General features: G+C 58.1%; 15 protein-coding genes. 11 read left to right on the top strand and 4 right to left on the bottom strand.

The window, feature by feature from the left end:
* Nucleotides 1–70 precede the first annotated feature (70 nt).
* From ssb to trpE, 3 genes are all read left to right on the top strand, one after another.
* Nucleotides 71–583 carry a single-stranded DNA-binding protein gene (gene ssb / locus AAC636_RS06375; protein WP_317654442.1) on the top strand — a complete coding sequence of 171 codons (513 nt, stop codon included), beginning with the start codon at nt 71–73 and terminating at the stop codon, nt 581–583.
* A 131-nt stretch (nt 584–714) separates the two neighbouring features.
* Nucleotides 715–2571, top strand: a complete 1857-nt coding sequence (locus AAC636_RS06370) for a SurA N-terminal domain-containing protein (protein WP_340300809.1) — start codon at nt 715–717, stop codon at nt 2569–2571.
* Nucleotides 2572–2581: 10 nt separating this feature from the next.
* Nucleotides 2582–4105, top strand: a complete 1524-nt coding sequence (gene trpE / locus AAC636_RS06365) for an anthranilate synthase component I (RefSeq protein ID WP_340300808.1) — start codon at nt 2582–2584, stop codon at nt 4103–4105.
* A 10-nt stretch (nt 4106–4115) separates the two neighbouring features.
* Here trpE and AAC636_RS06360 read toward each other — a convergent pair whose 3' ends face one another.
* Nucleotides 4116–5126, bottom strand: a complete 1011-nt coding sequence (locus tag AAC636_RS06360; protein ID WP_340300807.1) for a divergent polysaccharide deacetylase family protein — start codon at nt 5124–5126, stop codon at nt 4116–4118.
* A 116-nt stretch (nt 5127–5242) separates the two neighbouring features.
* Between AAC636_RS06360 and AAC636_RS06355 the strand changes: the two genes are divergently transcribed.
* The 6 genes from AAC636_RS06355 to lexA all read left to right on the top strand — a co-directional run bounded on the left by AAC636_RS06355 (nt 5243) and on the right by lexA (nt 10157).
* The gene (locus tag AAC636_RS06355) at nt 5243–5830 is read left to right on the top strand and encodes an anthranilate synthase component II (protein ID WP_340251573.1); all 588 of its coding nucleotides are present in this window, start codon (nt 5243–5245) and stop codon (nt 5828–5830) included.
* Entirely contained in the window at nt 5827–6843 is a 1017-nt protein-coding gene (trpD, locus tag AAC636_RS06350; RefSeq protein WP_340300806.1) for an anthranilate phosphoribosyltransferase, read from the top strand. The genes AAC636_RS06355 and trpD overlap by 4 nt, the downstream gene beginning before the upstream one ends.
* Nucleotides 6844–6856: 13 nt before the next feature.
* Nucleotides 6857–7669, top strand: a complete 813-nt coding sequence (gene trpC, locus AAC636_RS06345; protein ID WP_340300805.1) for an indole-3-glycerol phosphate synthase TrpC — start codon at nt 6857–6859, stop codon at nt 7667–7669.
* A 7-nt stretch (nt 7670–7676) separates the two neighbouring features.
* A complete protein-coding gene (moaC, locus tag AAC636_RS06340) occupies nt 7677–8159 on the top strand; it encodes a cyclic pyranopterin monophosphate synthase MoaC (RefSeq protein ID WP_317654433.1) in 483 nt (160 codons plus the stop codon).
* Nucleotides 8156–9343, top strand: coding sequence for a molybdopterin molybdotransferase MoeA (locus tag AAC636_RS06335; protein WP_340300804.1), 1188 nt, complete (start codon nt 8156–8158; stop codon nt 9341–9343). Before moaC ends, AAC636_RS06335 begins: the two co-directional genes overlap by 4 nt.
* A 106-nt stretch (nt 9344–9449) precedes the next feature.
* Nucleotides 9450–10157 (top strand): transcriptional repressor LexA, encoded by a 708-nt coding sequence (lexA, locus tag AAC636_RS06330; protein WP_340300803.1) that lies wholly within the window; start codon nt 9450–9452, stop codon nt 10155–10157.
* 62 nt (nt 10158–10219) lie between these two features.
* On the opposite strand, the gene AAC636_RS06325 is transcribed toward lexA, so the two are convergent.
* Entirely contained in the window at nt 10220–10552 is a 333-nt protein-coding gene (locus tag AAC636_RS06325) for a hypothetical protein (RefSeq protein WP_340300802.1), read from the bottom strand.
* Nucleotides 10553–11033: 481 nt separating this feature from the next.
* On the opposite strand from AAC636_RS06325, the gene gltX reads away from it, so the two are divergent.
* Nucleotides 11034–12440: a glutamate--tRNA ligase gene (gltX, locus tag AAC636_RS06320; RefSeq protein ID WP_340300801.1), complete on the top strand. Its 1407-nt coding sequence runs from the start codon at nt 11034–11036 to the stop codon at nt 12438–12440.
* Between the two features lie 104 nt (nt 12441–12544).
* Nucleotides 12545–13837: a citrate synthase gene (gene gltA, locus AAC636_RS06315; protein ID WP_340300800.1), complete on the top strand. Its 1293-nt coding sequence runs from the start codon at nt 12545–12547 to the stop codon at nt 13835–13837.
* A gap of 76 nt (nt 13838–13913) precedes the next feature.
* Here gltA and AAC636_RS06310 read toward each other — a convergent pair whose 3' ends face one another.
* Nucleotides 13914–14204, bottom strand: coding sequence for a DUF1330 domain-containing protein (locus tag AAC636_RS06310; protein ID WP_340260850.1), 291 nt, complete (start codon nt 14202–14204; stop codon nt 13914–13916).
* 1 nt (nt 14205) lies between these two features.
* On the bottom strand, nt 14206–16872 hold the full coding sequence (gene alaS, locus AAC636_RS06305) for an alanine--tRNA ligase (RefSeq protein WP_340300799.1): 2667 nt from the start codon (nt 16870–16872) through the stop codon (nt 14206–14208).
* Nucleotides 16873–16882: the final 10 nt, after the last annotated feature.

Here is a 16882-nt window from a genome sequence, read left to right as displayed (position 1 = left end):
AACCAATTTACGATGGTCTATACATATCGCAAAGGCGCAGATTCGCGGCCACGACTATGGGAGAGATGACATGGCAGGTTCGGTTAATAAGGTAATTCTGGTCGGGAATTTGGGGCGCGACCCTGAGGTGCGCAGCTTTCAGAATGGCGGCAAAGTGTGCAATTTGCGCATCGCGACATCTGAAAACTGGAAAGATCGCAACACAGGCGAGCGACGCGAGCGCACGGAATGGCACTCGGTGGCGATTTTCTCAGAACCTTTGGCCCGCATTGCAGAACAATATCTGCGCAAAGGGTCAAAGGTCTATATCGAAGGCCAGCTGGAAACCCGCAAATGGCAGGATCAAAATGGGCAGGATCGTTACACGACCGAGGTGGTCTTGCGCCCCTATCGTGGCGAGTTGACCTTGCTTGATGGTCGCAATGACCAATCGGGTGGTGGTGGCAGCTATGGCGATAGCGGGGGCTATGGCGGCGGAGATGACCGCATCAGCGGCGGCGGTTTCCCAGATGATCGCGGAATGGATCGCGGTGGTGCGGGCCAATCCATGCCAAGCGATATGGATGACGAAATCCCCTTCTAAGTTGCTTGCCCCCCCTGCCCCAAGCGCGTAAATCCTCATCACAAATTTGGTAAATGCCACCCGCGCGGGTTGCGCGTGGTGGCTTTTGTCAGGCACAAGATCGGCACAGCGCAACAAAGCGAGACACGCATATGAGCAAATCGGCCCGCAAATCCCTGTCCAAGATTTTTGTCTGGGCAATCCTTGGCCTGCTATTTGTGGCCCTAGCAGGCTTTGGGATCGGGTCGTTCTCAGGCGGCGCCTCGCGGATGGGATCGGTCGGCGATATTGAGATAAGCGCTGAAGATTATGCCCGCGCCCTAGATCAAGAATTGCGTGCCCGCAGCGGGGAGACGGGGCAAAATGTGACCCTGTCGATGCTGATTGCCAACGGCATAGATGCACAGGTGCGTCAGAGCCTTTTTGCGCGCGCGGCCCTTGATAATGAGGCGGCGATGATGACGCTCTCCATCGGGGATGAGGAGATCGCCAACCAGATTTTGCAAATCCCCGCTTTCCAAGGTGCAGATGGCACGTTCGACCGCCAAGCCTATGAGTTTTTTCTCAGCCAACGTGGTTTGAGTGCTGGCGAATTTGAGGAAGAAATTCGTGCGGATATCGCCCGCACCATCCTGCAATCTGCGATTTTGGGGCGCGTGCCTGCGCCTGCGGCATTGGTTGATCCTTTGGTGGCCTATCAACAAGAATACCGTGGCTTTTCTTATCTGCCTTTGACCGCCGCCGATTTGGACGCCCCCGTGCCTGCCCCTACGGAAGAGCAGATCATAACCCATTACGAGGCGTTCCCAGATCGCTTTACCCTGCCCGAGGCCCGCGAGATCACCTATATCTGGATCACGCCCAACATTATCATGGATGATATCCCCGTCAGCGACAGCACGCTGCAAAGCCTCTATCAGGAACGCATTGAGGAATACCGCCAACCCGAGCGCCGCTTGGTGGAGCGTTTGGTCTACCCCACAGAAGCAGAGGCCGAAGCCGCTTGGGCGCGGCTCAATGACAACAGCGCAGATTTTGAAACCCTCGTCAGCGAACGTGGGCTGTTGTTGGAAGACACCGATATGGGGGATGTTACCCGCGATGATCTCTCTGCCGCCGAGGCAGAGGCCGTTTTCGCCGCAAGCAATGCGGAATTCGTGGGCCCCGTTGCCTCGCCCTTTGGCCCTGCAATTTTCCGCATTAATGCCGTGTTGGATGCGACAGAAATCCCGTTCGAAGAGGTGCAGGACGACCTGCGCAGCGAAGTCACGGCGGATGCCGCGCGCCGCGCCATTTCTGACCTGCGCGAAGGGTTTGACGACCTCCTCGCCTCAGGCGCCACCCTTGAGGAGGTCGCGGATGAGACGCAAATGGTGCTTGGCACGATCCGCTATGATGGCAGCCAAGAGGATGGCATTGCCGCGTACGAGGCTTTCCGCGCGGTTACAAACACGATTGAAGACGGGGATTTCCCCGAAATTCTCGATCTCTCCGATGGCGGGGTATTCGCCCTGCGGCTTGACCAAATCGTGTTGCCAACCCTGCCGCCTCTTGACGATGTGCGCGCGGATGTCATCGCGGATTGGACAATCTATGCGACCCGAGACGCGCTCTTGGCCCGCGCCGAAGAAATCCGCGCCGATATCGCGGCCTCGGGTCGGCGCCTTGAGCGGTTTGGCGGCTTGATGCGCGAGACAGATGTGCGGCGCAATGACTTTATCGCGGATACGCCTGACGCGCTGGTACAAACAGTGTTTGGCCTGTCCCGCACGGGCGAGATTGCGGTTGTCGTCGGTGAGGCGCAGGCCTTGGTCGTGCGCCTTGATGCGATCAACCCTGCCGATCGCGCCGACCCTGACACGGATCTACTGGCCAATATCCTGACCCAACAAATCAGCCAGTCCCTGACGGCTGATTTATTCGAAGATTTCGGACGCCAGATGCAATCGGCGGTCGGCCTCACCTTTAACCAATCCGTGGTCAACCAAGTCCACGCATCCTTCCCATAAGGCACGGATCATGGCGCTAATCACCCGTTTTGACAGCTTCGCCGAAGGTTGGGCGCAAGCCAAAAACCAGATTGTCTATGCCCGTTTGGCTGCTGATTTGGACACGCCTGTTTCGCTGATGCTGAAACTTGCCAATGCGGGCCAAGACAGTTTCATGCTTGAATCTGTCACCGGCGGGGAATTGCGCGGCCGCTATTCAATCGTGGGCATGGCCCCCGATGTGATCTGGGAATGTCACGGCACACAGGCGCGGATCAACCGCCACGCTGCCCAAGATCGGGATCATTTTGTTGATTGCGACAGCGCACCCCTCACCTCGCTGCGCGCGCTTTTGGCCGAAAGTCAAATTGATCTGCCCGCCGATATGCCACAGGCCGCAGCGGGTCTATTCGGCTATTTGGGCTATGACATGATCCGTTTGGTGGAGCATTTGCCCGATGTGAACCCAGACCCGCTTGGCCTGCCTGATGCCGTGATGATGCGCCCATCTTTGGTTGCCGTGCTAGATGGGGTTAAGGGCGATGTAACCTTGGTGTCGCCTGCGTTCTTCTCGGCGGATATTTCGGCGGAAACCGCCTATGCGGCGGCCTGCGCGCGGGTGCAAGAGGCGCTCGACAAGCTCGAACAGGCCCCTGCCATCGCGCAACGCCATTTGGGGGTGGAAGCAGACACATCTGGCGTTGAGTCCGTTTCCAATTTCACCAAAGAGGGCTATTTCGCCGCCGTGGACAAGGCCAAGGCCTATATTCGAGCGGGCGATATTTTTCAGGTTGTTCCCTCGCAGCGCTGGACGCAGGATTTCCCGCATCCACCTTTCGCCCTCTATCGCGCGTTGCGGCGCACGAACCCGTCGCCCTATATGTTCTTCTTCAATTTCGGGCCTTATCAAGTCGTTGGCGCAAGCCCAGAGATTTTGGTGCAGGTCAAAGGCAGCCAAGTCACCATTCGCCCGATTGCAGGCACACGCCCCCGCGGTGCAACGCCCGAAGAAGATCGCGCGCTTGAGGCGGATTTGCTGAGCGATAAAAAAGAATTGGCCGAACATCTTATGCTGCTGGATTTGGGCCGCAACGATGTGGGTCGTGTCGCCAAAATAGGCACAGTGCGTCCAACCGAAGAATTCATTGTCGAACGCTACAGCCATGTGATGCATATCGTTTCGAATGTTGTGGGCGAATTGTCGGATGAGCATGATGCGCTTTCCGCCCTTTTGGCGGGTCTGCCCGCAGGCACAGTCTCGGGCGCGCCCAAATTGCGCGCCATGCAGATTATTGACGAGTTAGAGCCAGAAAAGCGCGGCGTTTATGGGGGCGGTGTCGGGTATTTCAGCGCGGGCGGTGATATGGATATTTGTATCGCCTTGCGCACGGCTGTTTTAAAAGATGCACAGCTTTACATCCAAGCAGGCGGCGGCGTTGTCTATGACAGTGACCCCGAGGCGGAATTCATGGAAACCGTGAACAAATCGCGCGCCTTGCGCAAAGCTGCGGCAGAGGCCGCGCAATTCGCGGGCCAATCCCATAGCAAAGATTAGACAAGAACGCCTAGCGCATGAGGGTCTGTTGCAAGATCGCTGAGACGGGCGCGACCGCATAGCTTGCGTTCACAGCCGCCTGCCCTGCCCCCCAAGACAAAAGCGCCGCCAAGGTTTCGGGATAGCTGCGGCCCAAAAGAATCGAGCTGCCTGTTTGCTGTGCCTCAAAAGCCGCACGATCCAAAAGCCGCAACATGACGGGCGCAGATCGCCCCTCGTCATCCAAAACGCGGTAAAGACGCGCGGCAGGAACGCCATCGCGGGCGGCGGCCTGCTCAAGACCGCCAAAGCCGAAGGCACCTGCAATCAGCCCATGGCCCGTTTCCCCCATCCGCGCCAGAACCTGACCTTGGAGGGAAATATCCCCGCGCAATGTTCCATCTGCGCTGTCAAGCAAGCCCACAGTTTGCCGCAGGCGGTCGAGCGCGGCCTCGAATGCCGCAAGATCAGCAAACCGCGCCTCTATTACCGCCTCAATCCCTGCCGCACGATATCGCGCCAGTTGCGCCTCTGCATCCATGCGCGTGGGATCAATCACGATGCTCACAGGCACCGTTAGGCTTTGCAAGGTGCTATCGGTCAGCGGAAATTCGGGATCATCATAAAGCAAGATTGAGAAAAGCGGCACAGATTGCGGTGCAGAAAACGGCGTTGCGTAGACCACGACCGCAGGCAGATCTTCGGGCTCTGGCATAGGTGCCGAGGCCGACACGGGGGGCATCGCGGGTTGTGCAACAGGGGCATCTGGCGTGATTGTTGGCCAAATCACGCGTTCTGGCTCAGGTTCTGGCTGCGGCTCAGCCTCTGGCTGTGGTTCTGGCTGTGGTTCTGGCTCAGGCGCGGCGGCAGGGGCAGGATCTGGGGAGGGGGCTGCGGCCTCTTGGGCCTGCTCCACCATCCCGCCCGTGTCTTGCCCTAAGAAATAGGATGTGCCCAATAATCCCGTCACAGAGATCACCGGGCCGATCACGGCACCGACCAAAACCCCTTTAGCATCCGACTTTACTCTCTCTTGTGCCAATCAATCTGCGCAGTGCCGCATGTTTTCAGCCCCACCTCCCTTGACCCCGAGGCGCGGCTCTGAACATTTGTAGCCTGAGTGATCTGCCAAAACACACCCAATTCCGCGAGCCCGTCATGCTTCTCTTGATCGATAATTACGACAGTTTCACCTATAACCTTGTTCACTACTTGGGCGAGCTTGGGGCAGAAACCCGCGTTTTGCGCAATGACGCGCTGACAGTGACCGAGGCCTTGGCCATGGGGCCAGATGGGATTGTTCTTTCACCTGGGCCTTGTGACCCCGCACAGGCGGGTATCTGCCTTGATCTGACCCGCGCTGCCGCCGAGGCCCGCGTGCCGCTTTTTGGCGTGTGCTTGGGGCATCAAACCATTGGCGAGGCCTTTGGGGGTAAGGTCGTGCAGTGCCATGAAATCGTGCATGGCAAACTGGGCGAGATCCATCACAAGGGCATCGGGGTCTTTGCAGGCCTACCTTCGCCCCTTTTGGCCACGCGCTATCACAGTCTGGTGGTCGAGCGCGCCTCCCTGCCCGATTGTCTTGAGGTCACAGCGGAATTAACAGACGGCACGATTATGGGGCTGCGCCATAAAACCCTGCCGATTGAGGGCGTGCAATTTCATCCCGAAAGCATCCGTTCGGAACATGGCCATGCGATGCTGAAAACCTTTATCGACACCACGAAGGGAGCGGTGCCTGCATGAGCGATGCAATGAAACCCCTGATCTTTGCGGCCTCAGAAGGGCCGCTATCCCGCGCCCAAGCCGAGACGGCATTTACACATCTGTTCGAGGGCACAGCAACCGCCGCGCAAATGGGGGGCTTGTTGATGGCCTTGCGCGCGCGCGGTGAATCCGTCTCAGAATATGCGGCGGCGGCGGCTGTGATGCGCGCAAAATGCACCGCCGTGTCCGCACCCGCAGGCGCGATAGATATCGTGGGGACAGGTGGCGATGGCATGGGCACGCTGAACATTTCCACCGCGACCGCGTTTGTGGTGGCGGGCGCAGGAGTGACCGTGGCCAAACATGGCAATCGCAATCTGTCGTCCAAATCAGGGGCAGCAGATGCGCTGACCGCCTTGGGGGTCAATGTCATGGTCGGTGCCGAAGTCGCAGAACGTGCCATCAATGAAATTGGCATCGGCTTTATGATGGCCCCAATGCATCACCCCGCGATCAAACATGTCATGCCCGTGCGCCAAGAATTGGGATGCAAAACCGTCTTCAACATCCTTGGGCCTTTGACCAACCCTGCAGGAGTGAGACGGCAATTGACCGGGGCCTTTGCGATTGACCTGATTTTCCCAATGGCTGAAGTTCTCAAGGATTTGGGATCCGAGAAAGCATGGCTTGTCCATGGAGATGACGGCAGCGATGAGGTGTCGATCTGCGGGGCCACACAGGTTGCAAAGCTTAAGGATGGAAAAATCACAGGCGGTGAAATTCACCCCGAGGATGCAGGCCTGCCCGTTCACCCCTTGCGCGATATCTTGGGTGGCTCTCCTGAGGAGAATGGCCGCGCCTTTGCCGCGCTGCTTGAGGGCGCGCCATCAGCCTATCGCGATGCGGTCCTCTTGAATGCGGCCTGTGCACTTGTGGTTGCGGATCACGCCAGTGATCTGCGCGCAGGGGTCGAGATGGCCCGCGACAGCATCGACAGCGGCAAGGCCAAGGCAAAACTAACCGCCCTTGCCCGCCTGACATCGCAAGCCTGACATCGGAGGCCGCATGATCACCCCCACGATCCTAGAAAAAATCAAAGCCTATAAGCTTGAGGAAATCGCAGCCGCAAAGGCAGCGACCCCTCTTAGCGAGGTTGAGGATGCGGCGCGCAATGCTCCGCCCCTCCGCCCCTTCGCCGAGGCGCTACAAGAGGCCAGCCGCGAAGGCTATGGTTTAATTGCTGAAATCAAGAAGGCGAGCCCGTCCAAAGGGTTGATCCGCCCTGATTTTGATCCGCCGGCCCTTGCACAGGCCTATGAGGCGGGCGGGGCCACTTGCCTCTCGGTTCTGACCGACACCCCCAGTTTTCAGGGTGCGCCTGACTATCTGGTGGCGGCACGCGCCGCAACCACCCTGCCCGCGCTGCGCAAAGATTTCCTCTATGACACGTATCAAGTGGCCGAGGCGCGCGCTTGGGGGGCCGATTGCATTTTGATCATCATGGCATCTGTCAGTGATGCCCAAGCCGCCGAGCTTGAGGCGGCAGCGTTTGATTGGGGGATGGATGCGCTGATCGAAGTGCATGATGAGGCTGAGCTAGAGCGCGCAAGCGCCATGAAATCACGCCTCTTGGGGATCAATAACCGCAATCTCAACACCTTTGAGACCAGCCTTGAGGCCACCCGCCGCCTGTCGCGCATGGCCCCTGAAGATCGGCTTTTGATCTGCGAAAGCGGGCTTTTCACCCCTGCAGATTTGGCCGATATGGCAAAATATGGGGCGCGCAGTTTCCTGATCGGCGAAAGCCTGATGCGCGCGGATGATGTGGCCGCGGCCACAAGCGCGCTCTTATCTCACCCCTATAATGGCACAATGTGAGGGCGGCATGAGCGAGCAAAAACTGACCCATTTCGACAAAGACGGACAGGCGCATATGGTGGATATCTCTGCAAAAGACGCAACTGATCGCGTGGCGATGGCCGAATGTTTTGTGCGCATGGCCCCTGAGACATTGGCGCTTGTGGAAAGTGGCACTGCGAAAAAGGGCGATGTTTTGGGGGTCGCGCGGCTTGCGGGGATCATGGGGGCGAAGAAAACCGCCGATTTGATCCCGCTGTGCCATCCTTTATCCTTGTCAAAAGTGGCCTTGACGCTTGAGGCAGACAGCGCCCTGCCCGGGGTGCGGATCGTGGCGATTGTGAAAACCACGGGCCAGACAGGTGTTGAGATGGAGGCGCTGACCGCCGCCTCCACCGCCGCGCTGACGGTCTATGACATGCTCAAAGCCGCCGACCGCGCGATGGAAATCGGCGGGCTGCGCGTACTGCTCAAAGATGGCGGCAAGTCAGGGAAATACGAGGCGCAATGATTTCCGTAAGTGAGGCCCTCGCGCGGTGTTTGGACTTAGCGCAGCCCTTACGGGTTGAAGATATCCCCTTGCGCCATGCAGCGGGGCGGGTTTTGGCGCGGCCTGTTGTGGCGATGCGTGATCAGCCGCCCTTTGCGGCTTCTGCGATGGATGGCTATGCAATCCGCAAAGCGGATTTGTGCCTTGGCGCGCGGCTGCGTGTGGTGGGGGCGGCCCCCGCGGGACAAGCATGGCAGGGCCAGATTGGCCAAGGTGAGGCCGTTCGTATTTTCACGGGCGCCCCGCTGCCGCAAGGGGCCGATCATATTGTGATCCAAGAGGATGTGACCGCCGCAGAGGATCATATCGTGATCAATGCAGTGGATGACGCGCCCCATATTCGCCCTGCAGGCGCTGATTTCAAAGCAGGGGCAGAGATGACCCCACCGCGCCGCTTGACTTCTGCAGATCTGGCCTTGGCCGCGGCCATGAATGCGCCGCGCCTCTTGGTTTATCGCCGCCCTGAGGTGGCAATCATTGCCACAGGGGATGAATTGGTCAGCCCTGGGGAAACCCCGCGCCCTGATCAAATCATTGCCTCAAACACCTATGGTTTAGCCGCAATGGCCGAGGCTGAGGGCGCGGTCGTGCGCCTTTTGCCGATTGCGCGCGACGGGCGCGACAGCCTTGCCGCCACGTTTGAGATGGCAAAAGGCGCGGATTTGATTGTCACTGTGGGCGGCGCATCGGTGGGCGATCATGATTTGGTTGGCGCCGTGGCCCAAGATCTGGGGCTTGAGCGCAGCTTTTACAAAATTGCGATGCGCCCCGGAAAGCCGCTGATGGCGGGGCGGATGAGGGATGCGGCCCTCTTGGGTTTGCCAGGAAACCCCGTATCCGCCATGGTGTGTGGGCATCTTTTCATGGTGCCGCAATTGCGCGCCTTCCAAGGGCTACCTAAATCCCCGCGCCGCACCAAACAGGCGCAACTGTCAACTGATCTGCCCGCCAATGGCCCCCGTGCCCATTACATGCGCGCAAGCCTTGCGCCGCAAAAGGGGGGGGCGCTGCCACATATTGCCCCCTTTACAAGCCAAGACAGCGCGCTCTTGACCATTTTCGCCGAGGCGGGTGCCTTGTTGATCCGCCCCCCGCATGACGGGCCGCGAAGGGCGGGCGATATTGTTGATTACCTCAGCCTTTAACACCTAAAATCGCAGGGGCGTTGACAAAATAGGCGAACAAGGGTAGAACATTCATCGAACATAACCGCATCACGCCAAGCGATGCATGAGCAGAGGCCCGTTCGAGATGTTGACGAAAAAGCAGCTAGACCTGTTGGAATTCATCCACCGCCGCATGCAAAAGGACGGTGTTCCCCCCAGTTTTGACGAGATGAAGGATGAGCTGGATTTGCGCTCGAAATCGGGCATCCATCGTCTGATCACCGCCCTTGAGGAACGGGGCTTTATCCGCCGTCTGGCCCATAAGGCCCGCGCGCTGGAGATTGTAAAACTGCCCGATGCGTTAGAGCAGAAATTTGGCACTGGGGCCAAAGCAGGCTTTGCGCCCCGCGTGATCGAGGGGGACAGGGTCGACCCGCCCGCCCGCGCGCAAGCGGTTGAGACCCGCGGGGTCAGCGAATTGCCAATGATGGGCCGCATCGCAGCCGGCACCCCGATTGAGGCTTTGGCGGAAATCTCGCATCACGTCAGCGTACCAGCCTCCATGTTGGCGGCAGGGCGGGCGCATTACGCGCTAGAGGTTAAAGGCGACTCTATGATTGAGGCGGGCATCAATGATGGCGATATGGTCATCATCGAAGAACGCAACAGCGCCGAGAATGGTGACATCGTTGTGGCCTTGGTCGAAGGCTATGAGGCCACGCTCAAACGCTTTCGCCGCAAGGGCAATATGATCGCGCTTGAGGCGGCCAACCCTGCCTATGAAACCCGCGTTCTGCCCGAAGGTCAGGTGAAGGTACAAGGTCGCCTTGTTGGCTTGGTGCGGGTTTACTGACCCCCCTTTTTATCGCGACCTGCCAGACCAAAGCCGCGCACCCTGTGATGCGCGGCTTGTTTCTATGGTAATTGGGCCGATGCCACCTTGGGCAAATGCAAGGCCACAGCGCCCTCACGGGCCATATCGCGCGCATCAAAAAATAGGCAAGGCCCCGGACTATCCGATGGGTTTAGACGGGCGGCAAGGATCACAACATCCGCTGCCCCACAGGCAGAAAGGGCATCCGCCAAGGCCGCCTCGCCCCGTCCGTGCCAAAGACGATACCCTTTGACGGTGGCAGCCTGCCCCGCCCCTTCGCCTGCCAAAGCGGTCGTGCGGCCGCCTCGGGTTGGGTCGCCGATCCCCATTGTTTTCAAGCCAGAGATCCACCACGAACCCCTCGCCGCGCGCATGGCTCGGCACACGCAGGCCCGCCGCATCCATCACCCCCACAAGACGCGCTGAAGTGGCAATCAATATGTCTGGTCGCGGGCTTTGGCCCCAAATCCAAAGGGCCACCCCCATGGGCAAGAGAAAGGCGGCCCGTATTGGCCCGTTCCAAATCAATCCGCCCACAAACCCCGTCGCAAAAACGGCGATGCGCGTGCCCGTGTCAGGTTCCACAGGCAGGGCAAAATATGCTGCAATGCCTGCGGCTAAAAAGACAGGCACCCATAAAAACCGATCTTGGGCTTGCGCGCGGAAGTTATAAACAACAGCGCGAAACCCAAGGCGGCGTGTCAAGATGTGGATTGGTGAATGTGGTGCTGCAATCGGCACGTTCTGCGCCCTTGTCTCCCTGTTGCGGAGTGCCTAAACACAGAGCCAAACCTAGCCGTAAGTTTGTAAGAGAAGGGTTAAGGGCCACCACCCAAACCCGCGAAAGGTAAGCCGATGAACCAGCCTGTCACACGTTTCGCCCCCTCGCCCACGGGGTATTTGCATATTGGCGGCGCGCGCACGGCCTTGTTCAACTGGCTTTACGCGCGCGGGCGGGGTGGAAAATTCCTGCTTCGGATCGAAGATACGGATCGCGCCCGCTCGACCCCAGAGGCGACAGAGGCCATTTTAAAGGGCTTGGCTTGGCTTGGCCTCGACTGGGATGGGGAACCCATCAGCCAGTTTGAGCGCGCAGACCGCCATGCCGAAGTGGCGCGCGCGATGCTGGAAAATGGCACGGCCTATAAATGCTTTGCCACCCAAGACGAGATTGAAGCCTTTCGCGAGGCGGCTCGGGCCGAAGGCAAATCCACCCTTTATCAAAGCCCGTGGCGGGATGCGGCCCCTGAAACCCACCCTGACGCGCCCTTTGTGATCCGTCTGCGCGCGCCGCGTGATGGTGAAACCATCATCGAAGATCAGGTTCAGGGGCGTGTCACCATCGGCAATGCGCAATTGGATGATATGGTTTTGCTGCGCTCGGACGGAACCCCGACCTATATGTTGGCGGTGGTGGTCGATGACCATGACATGGGTGTGACCCATGTGATCCGCGGCGATGACCATCTCAACAATGCCGCAAGGCAAAGCCAGATTTATCACGCAATGGGATGGGATTTACCGATTTGGGCGCATATCCCGCTGATCCACGGGCCAGACGGCAAAAAACTGTCCAAGCGTCACGGCGCTTTGGGGGTCGAGGAATATGCTGCGATGGGATATCCGCCTGCCGCAATGCGCAATTATCTCGCCCGTCTGGGATGGAGCCATGGTGATGATGAATTGTTCACCGATGCCCAAGCGACCGAATGGTTTGATCTGGGCGGCATTGGCAAATCGCCTTCGCGGCTTGACTTCAAAAAGTTCGAAAATGTCTGCCAATGGCATATCGCACAGATGGAAGATGCCGCGCTTTTGCGGGATATTGAAACATATCTCGCAGCGGCCAGTCAGCCCGCCCTTTCGCAATCGCAGAAAGATGGCCTCAAATCCGCGCTCTATTGCACAAAGGATCGCGCCAAATCCCTGCCAGAGCTTTTGATGAAGGCCGCATTTGCTTTGAACGAAAGACCAATAAAACCTGACGAAAAGGCCTTAGGGGCGCTGGATAATGTATCCCGTGGTATACTGAAATCATTGACTGCGCAGTTGCAGAATGCTACGTGGACGCGTGAGGGTCTTGAAACGCTGATCGGCGCAGTCGCCGAGGCGCATGAGACCAAGCTTGGCAAATTGGCAGCACCGCTTCGTGCGGCCTTGTCGGGACAAACAGTTTCACCGAGCGTCTTTGATATGATGCTCGTGCTGGGTCGGGGCGAATCCATTGCCCGACTTACGGATGCAACGGTTGGTGCGGATTAAACCAGACCCGCACCAATGAGGCCCCAAGCGCATGCTACGGCCAGATACGTCAACACCCCCCGTGCAAACCCTGTGTTTTGCGCGGCAAAGCGAGAGGGAACGCCATGACTGACACGAAAACGGCCAAACTCAGCATCAATGATCGCGACTTCGATCTACCCGTCTACAGCCCCACAGCAGGGCCTGATGTCATCGACATCACCAAACTATATGGCCAAGCGGGCGTGTTCACCCATGACCCAGGCTTTACCTCCACCTCGTCTTGCGAAAGCCAGATCACCTTTATTGATGGCGACAAGGGCGAGCTTTTGCACCGCGGCTATCCCATCGACCAACTGGCGAAAGATTCGCATTATCTCGAGGTTTGCTACCTCTTGCTTTATGGCGAATTGCCGACAGCGGCCGAATTGGAAGATTTCGAGACCCGCGTGACCCGTCACACCATGATCCACGAACAGATGCATAATTTCTTCCGTGGCTTCCGCCGTGACGCGCATCCAATGGCGACAATGGTGGGTGTCGTGGGCGCAATGTCGGCCTTCTATCACGACAGCACCGATATTGCGGATCCTTGGCAGCGCGAAGTGGCCTCGATCCGTATGATCGCGAAAATGCCAACCATTGCTGCGATGGCCTATAAATATTCCATCGGCCAGCCCTTTGTGTATCCGCGCAATGACCTCGATTATGCGACCAATTTCTTGCGGATGTGCTTTGCCGTGCCCGCCGAGGAATATGTGCCTGATCCTGTGCTAAGCCGCGCGATGGATCGCATTTTCACGCTGCACGCAGATCACGAACAAAACGCCTCCACCTCAACGGTGCGCTTGGCGGGCTCGTCTGGGGCGAACCCGTTTGCCTGTATCGCGGCGGGTATTGCTTGCCTTTGGGGGCCTGCACATGGCGGTGCGAACCAAGCCTGCCTTGAAATGCTGCGCGAAATTGGCACTGTGGATCGCATTCCCGAATATATCGCCCGCGCGAAAGACAAAAATGACCCGTTCCGCCTGATGGGCTTTGGTCACCGCGTCTATAAAAACTTTGACCCGCGCGCGACGGTGATGAAGGAAAGCGCCGATGAGGTGCTGGATCTGTTGGGTGTTGAGAACAATCCAACCCTGCAAGTTGCGAAAGAACTTGAGAAAATCGCGCTTGAAGACAGCTATTTCGCGGATAAGAAACTCTATCCAAACGTGGATTTCTATTCAGGCATCATTCTGGATGCGATGGGGTTCCCAACCTCAATGTTCACCCCGATCTTCGCGGTCAGCCGCACAGTGGGTTGGATTGCACAGTGGAAAGAAATGCTGAACGATCCTGCGGCAAAAATTGGCCGTCCGCGTCAGCTTTATACGGGCCCAACCAAGCGCGATTATGTCGATATCGCAAAGCGCTAAGGCACGACTTTAGACGGAAAAAGAAAAGCCGCCCTCTAAAGGGCGGCTTTTTTGTGTCGTGCAAGGCAGCGGTGGATTATTCCACGCCTTCAATCAAGATCAATTCGCGTATTGAGCTGTCCTTGGCAAATGCCATCGCCTCTTGATAGGCGGGGCTGTCATAGCAGGCATTGGCATCGGCCAAACTGGGGAACCAGATCACCACATTGCGCGCATGACCCTGCCCTTCTTTGATAATCACCTCACCACCGCGCGCCAAGAATTTGCCACCAAAGGCCGCAATCGCAGGGCCTGCCAATTCGGCATAGCGCGCATATTCCTCTGGATTTGTAACGGTGACATGTGCCACCCAATATGCCCCTGCCATATTATGATACTCCCTTAATCACATCCCGCACGGCTGCAAGCGCCGCATCGGCTTGGGTTGCATCCTTCGCCCCCCCTTGCGCCAAATCTGCGCGGCCACCGCCGCCCTTGCCGCCAAGCGCCTCAACGGCTGCCTTGACCAGATCAACGGCGCTAAGCCGCGCGGTCAGATCATCGCTCACCCCTGCGGCCACTGCGGCCTTGCCATCGGCTTCGGCAATCAAAAGAACCGCGCCAGAGCCGATTTTGGCCTTATGCGCATCAATCAAGCTGGGCAGATCTTTGCCAGTAACACCCGCAACCACCTGCCCAAAAAAGGCGATGCCGCCGATATCTTCGGCAGCGACCTCTTTGGCCCCCGCACCACCACCCGCAAGCGCAAGCTGTTGGCGCAATTGGTCGCGTTCATTCTGAAGCGCGCGGCGCTCCTCCATCAACGACTGAACACGGGCCAAAACATCAGGCCCTTGCGCCTTGAGCATCCCGCCAAGCTGGCTGAGGATGCGATCTTGTTGCGCCAAATAATCAAAGGCGGCTTGCCCCGTCAGCGCCTCAATGCGCCGCACACCCGAGGAAGAGGCGGTTTCCGCAAGGGTCACATACAGGCCAATATCGCCCGTCTGGCGCACATGGGTGCCGCCGCACAGTTCAAGACTATAGGTCGCGCCATCGCTGCCCTTGCCCGACCCTGCAAGCTTACCCATGGAGACCACGCGCACCTCATCGCCGTATTTCTCACCAAAGAGCGCCTGCGCCCCCAAATCACGCGCCGCATCAGGGGTCATGATCCGTGTCTCAACAGCCGCGTTTTGGCGGATGAATTCATTCACCTCGGCATCGACCCGCGCCAATTCCTCGTTGCTGAGCGCCTTGGCGTGCGAGAAGTCAAAGCGCAAACGATCCGCCGCGTTCAATGAACCACGCTGCGCCACATGATCGCCGAGCGCGCGGCGCAGGGCCTCGTGCAACAAGTGCGTGGCCGAATGGTTCGCGCGAATGGCGCTTCGGCGGCTGTGATCCACAACCAATTCAGCGGCCTGCCCTGTCTTAATCTCGCCTTCTGTAACCTTGGCGATATGCAAGAACAGGCCCGCAACCTTTTTCGTGTCTGATATTTCAGCGCGGCCCGTATCGGTCTTAACCAGACCAGTATCGCCAACCTGACCACCGCTTTCGCCATAGAAGGGGGTTTGGTTCGTGATCAGCGTGACAGCGCCGCCTTTTGCCGCGGCGATCACTTCGGCCCCGTCAGAAACAAGGGCCAAAATCTGACCTTCGGCCTGTTCCGTGTCATAGCCCAAAAATTCGGTCGGGCCATGTTGATCGGCCAGATCATACCAAATTGCGGCATCTGCCGCCTCGCCCGACCCTGACCATGCGGCGCGCGCCTTGGCCTTTTGGGCCTCCATCGCTTGGTCAAACCCGTCTGTATCCACCTTGCGGCCCTTTTCGCGCAGAGCGTCTTGGGTCAAATCCAGCGGAAAGCCATATGTGTCATAAAGTTTGAACGCAGTCTCACCTGCCAAAGCTGCCCCTTCGGGCAGATCAACAAGGGCGTCATCCAACAGTTTAAGCCCACGATCAAGCGTGGTGCGGAAGCGTTCTTCCTCAAGCTTAAGCGTCTCGGTGATCAGCGCCTGCGCGCGGCCAAGCTCGGGATAGGCCTGCCCCATCTGGCTGACCAAAGCAGGCACGAGGCGATACATCAACGGATCTTGCGCGCCCAAAAGATGGGCGTGGCGCATCGCGCGGCGCATGATGCGGCGCAACACATACCCCCGCCCCTCGTTTGAGGGCATAACCCCATCAGCAATCAAGAATGAGGTCGAGCGCAAGTGATCTGCAATCACACGGTGATGCACATTCTTTGACCCGTCTGGATCAACGGATGTTGCATGCGCAGAAGCCTCAATCAAGGCGCGCATCAGATCGGTGTCATAATTGTCGTGCTTGCCCTGCAAAAGCGCGCCAATCCGCTCAAGACCCATGCCCGTATCGATGCTCTGCATCTTAAGAGGCACCATCGAGCCATCAGCGAATTGCTCATTTTGCATGAAAACCACGTTCCAAATCTCGATGTAACGATCGCCATCTTCGTCGGCCGATCCAGGAGGGCCGCCCCAGATATGGTCGCCATGATCATAGAAAATCTCGGTGCAGGGGCCGCAAGGGCCTGTTGGCCCCATCTGCCAGAAATTGTCGGATGTGGCGATGCGGATGATCCGATCCTCAGGCACGCCCACCTTTTTCCAAATCTCAAACGCCTCGTCATCGGTATGATAGACCGTGGTCAAAAGACGTTTCGGGTCGATATCAAAATCCCTGGTGATCAATTCCCATGCAAAGGGAATGGCCTCTTTTTTAAAGTAATCACCAAAGGAGAAATTCCCAAGCATTTCGAAAAACGTGTGGTGGCGCGCCGTGTAGCCGACATTATCAAGGTCATTATGCTTGCCGCCCGCGCGCACACATTTTTGCGCCGTGGTGGCGCGTGGCGGGTCACGATGCTCAAGCCCTGTGAAGACGTTTTTGAACTGCACCATGCCCGAATTGGTGAACATCAAAGTCGGGTCATTGCGCGGCACAAGTGGCGAGCTTTCTACAATGGCATGGCCGTTGCGTTCAAAATATTTGAGATAGGTTGAGCGAATATCGTTCAAACTGGCCATGAGCACGCGG

This window comes from Roseobacter sp. HKCCD5988 (assembly GCF_037830355.1).
Classification (GTDB): Bacteria; Pseudomonadota; Alphaproteobacteria; order Rhodobacterales; family Rhodobacteraceae; genus M30B80.
This window is presented reverse-complemented; position numbering and strand designations above follow the sequence as displayed.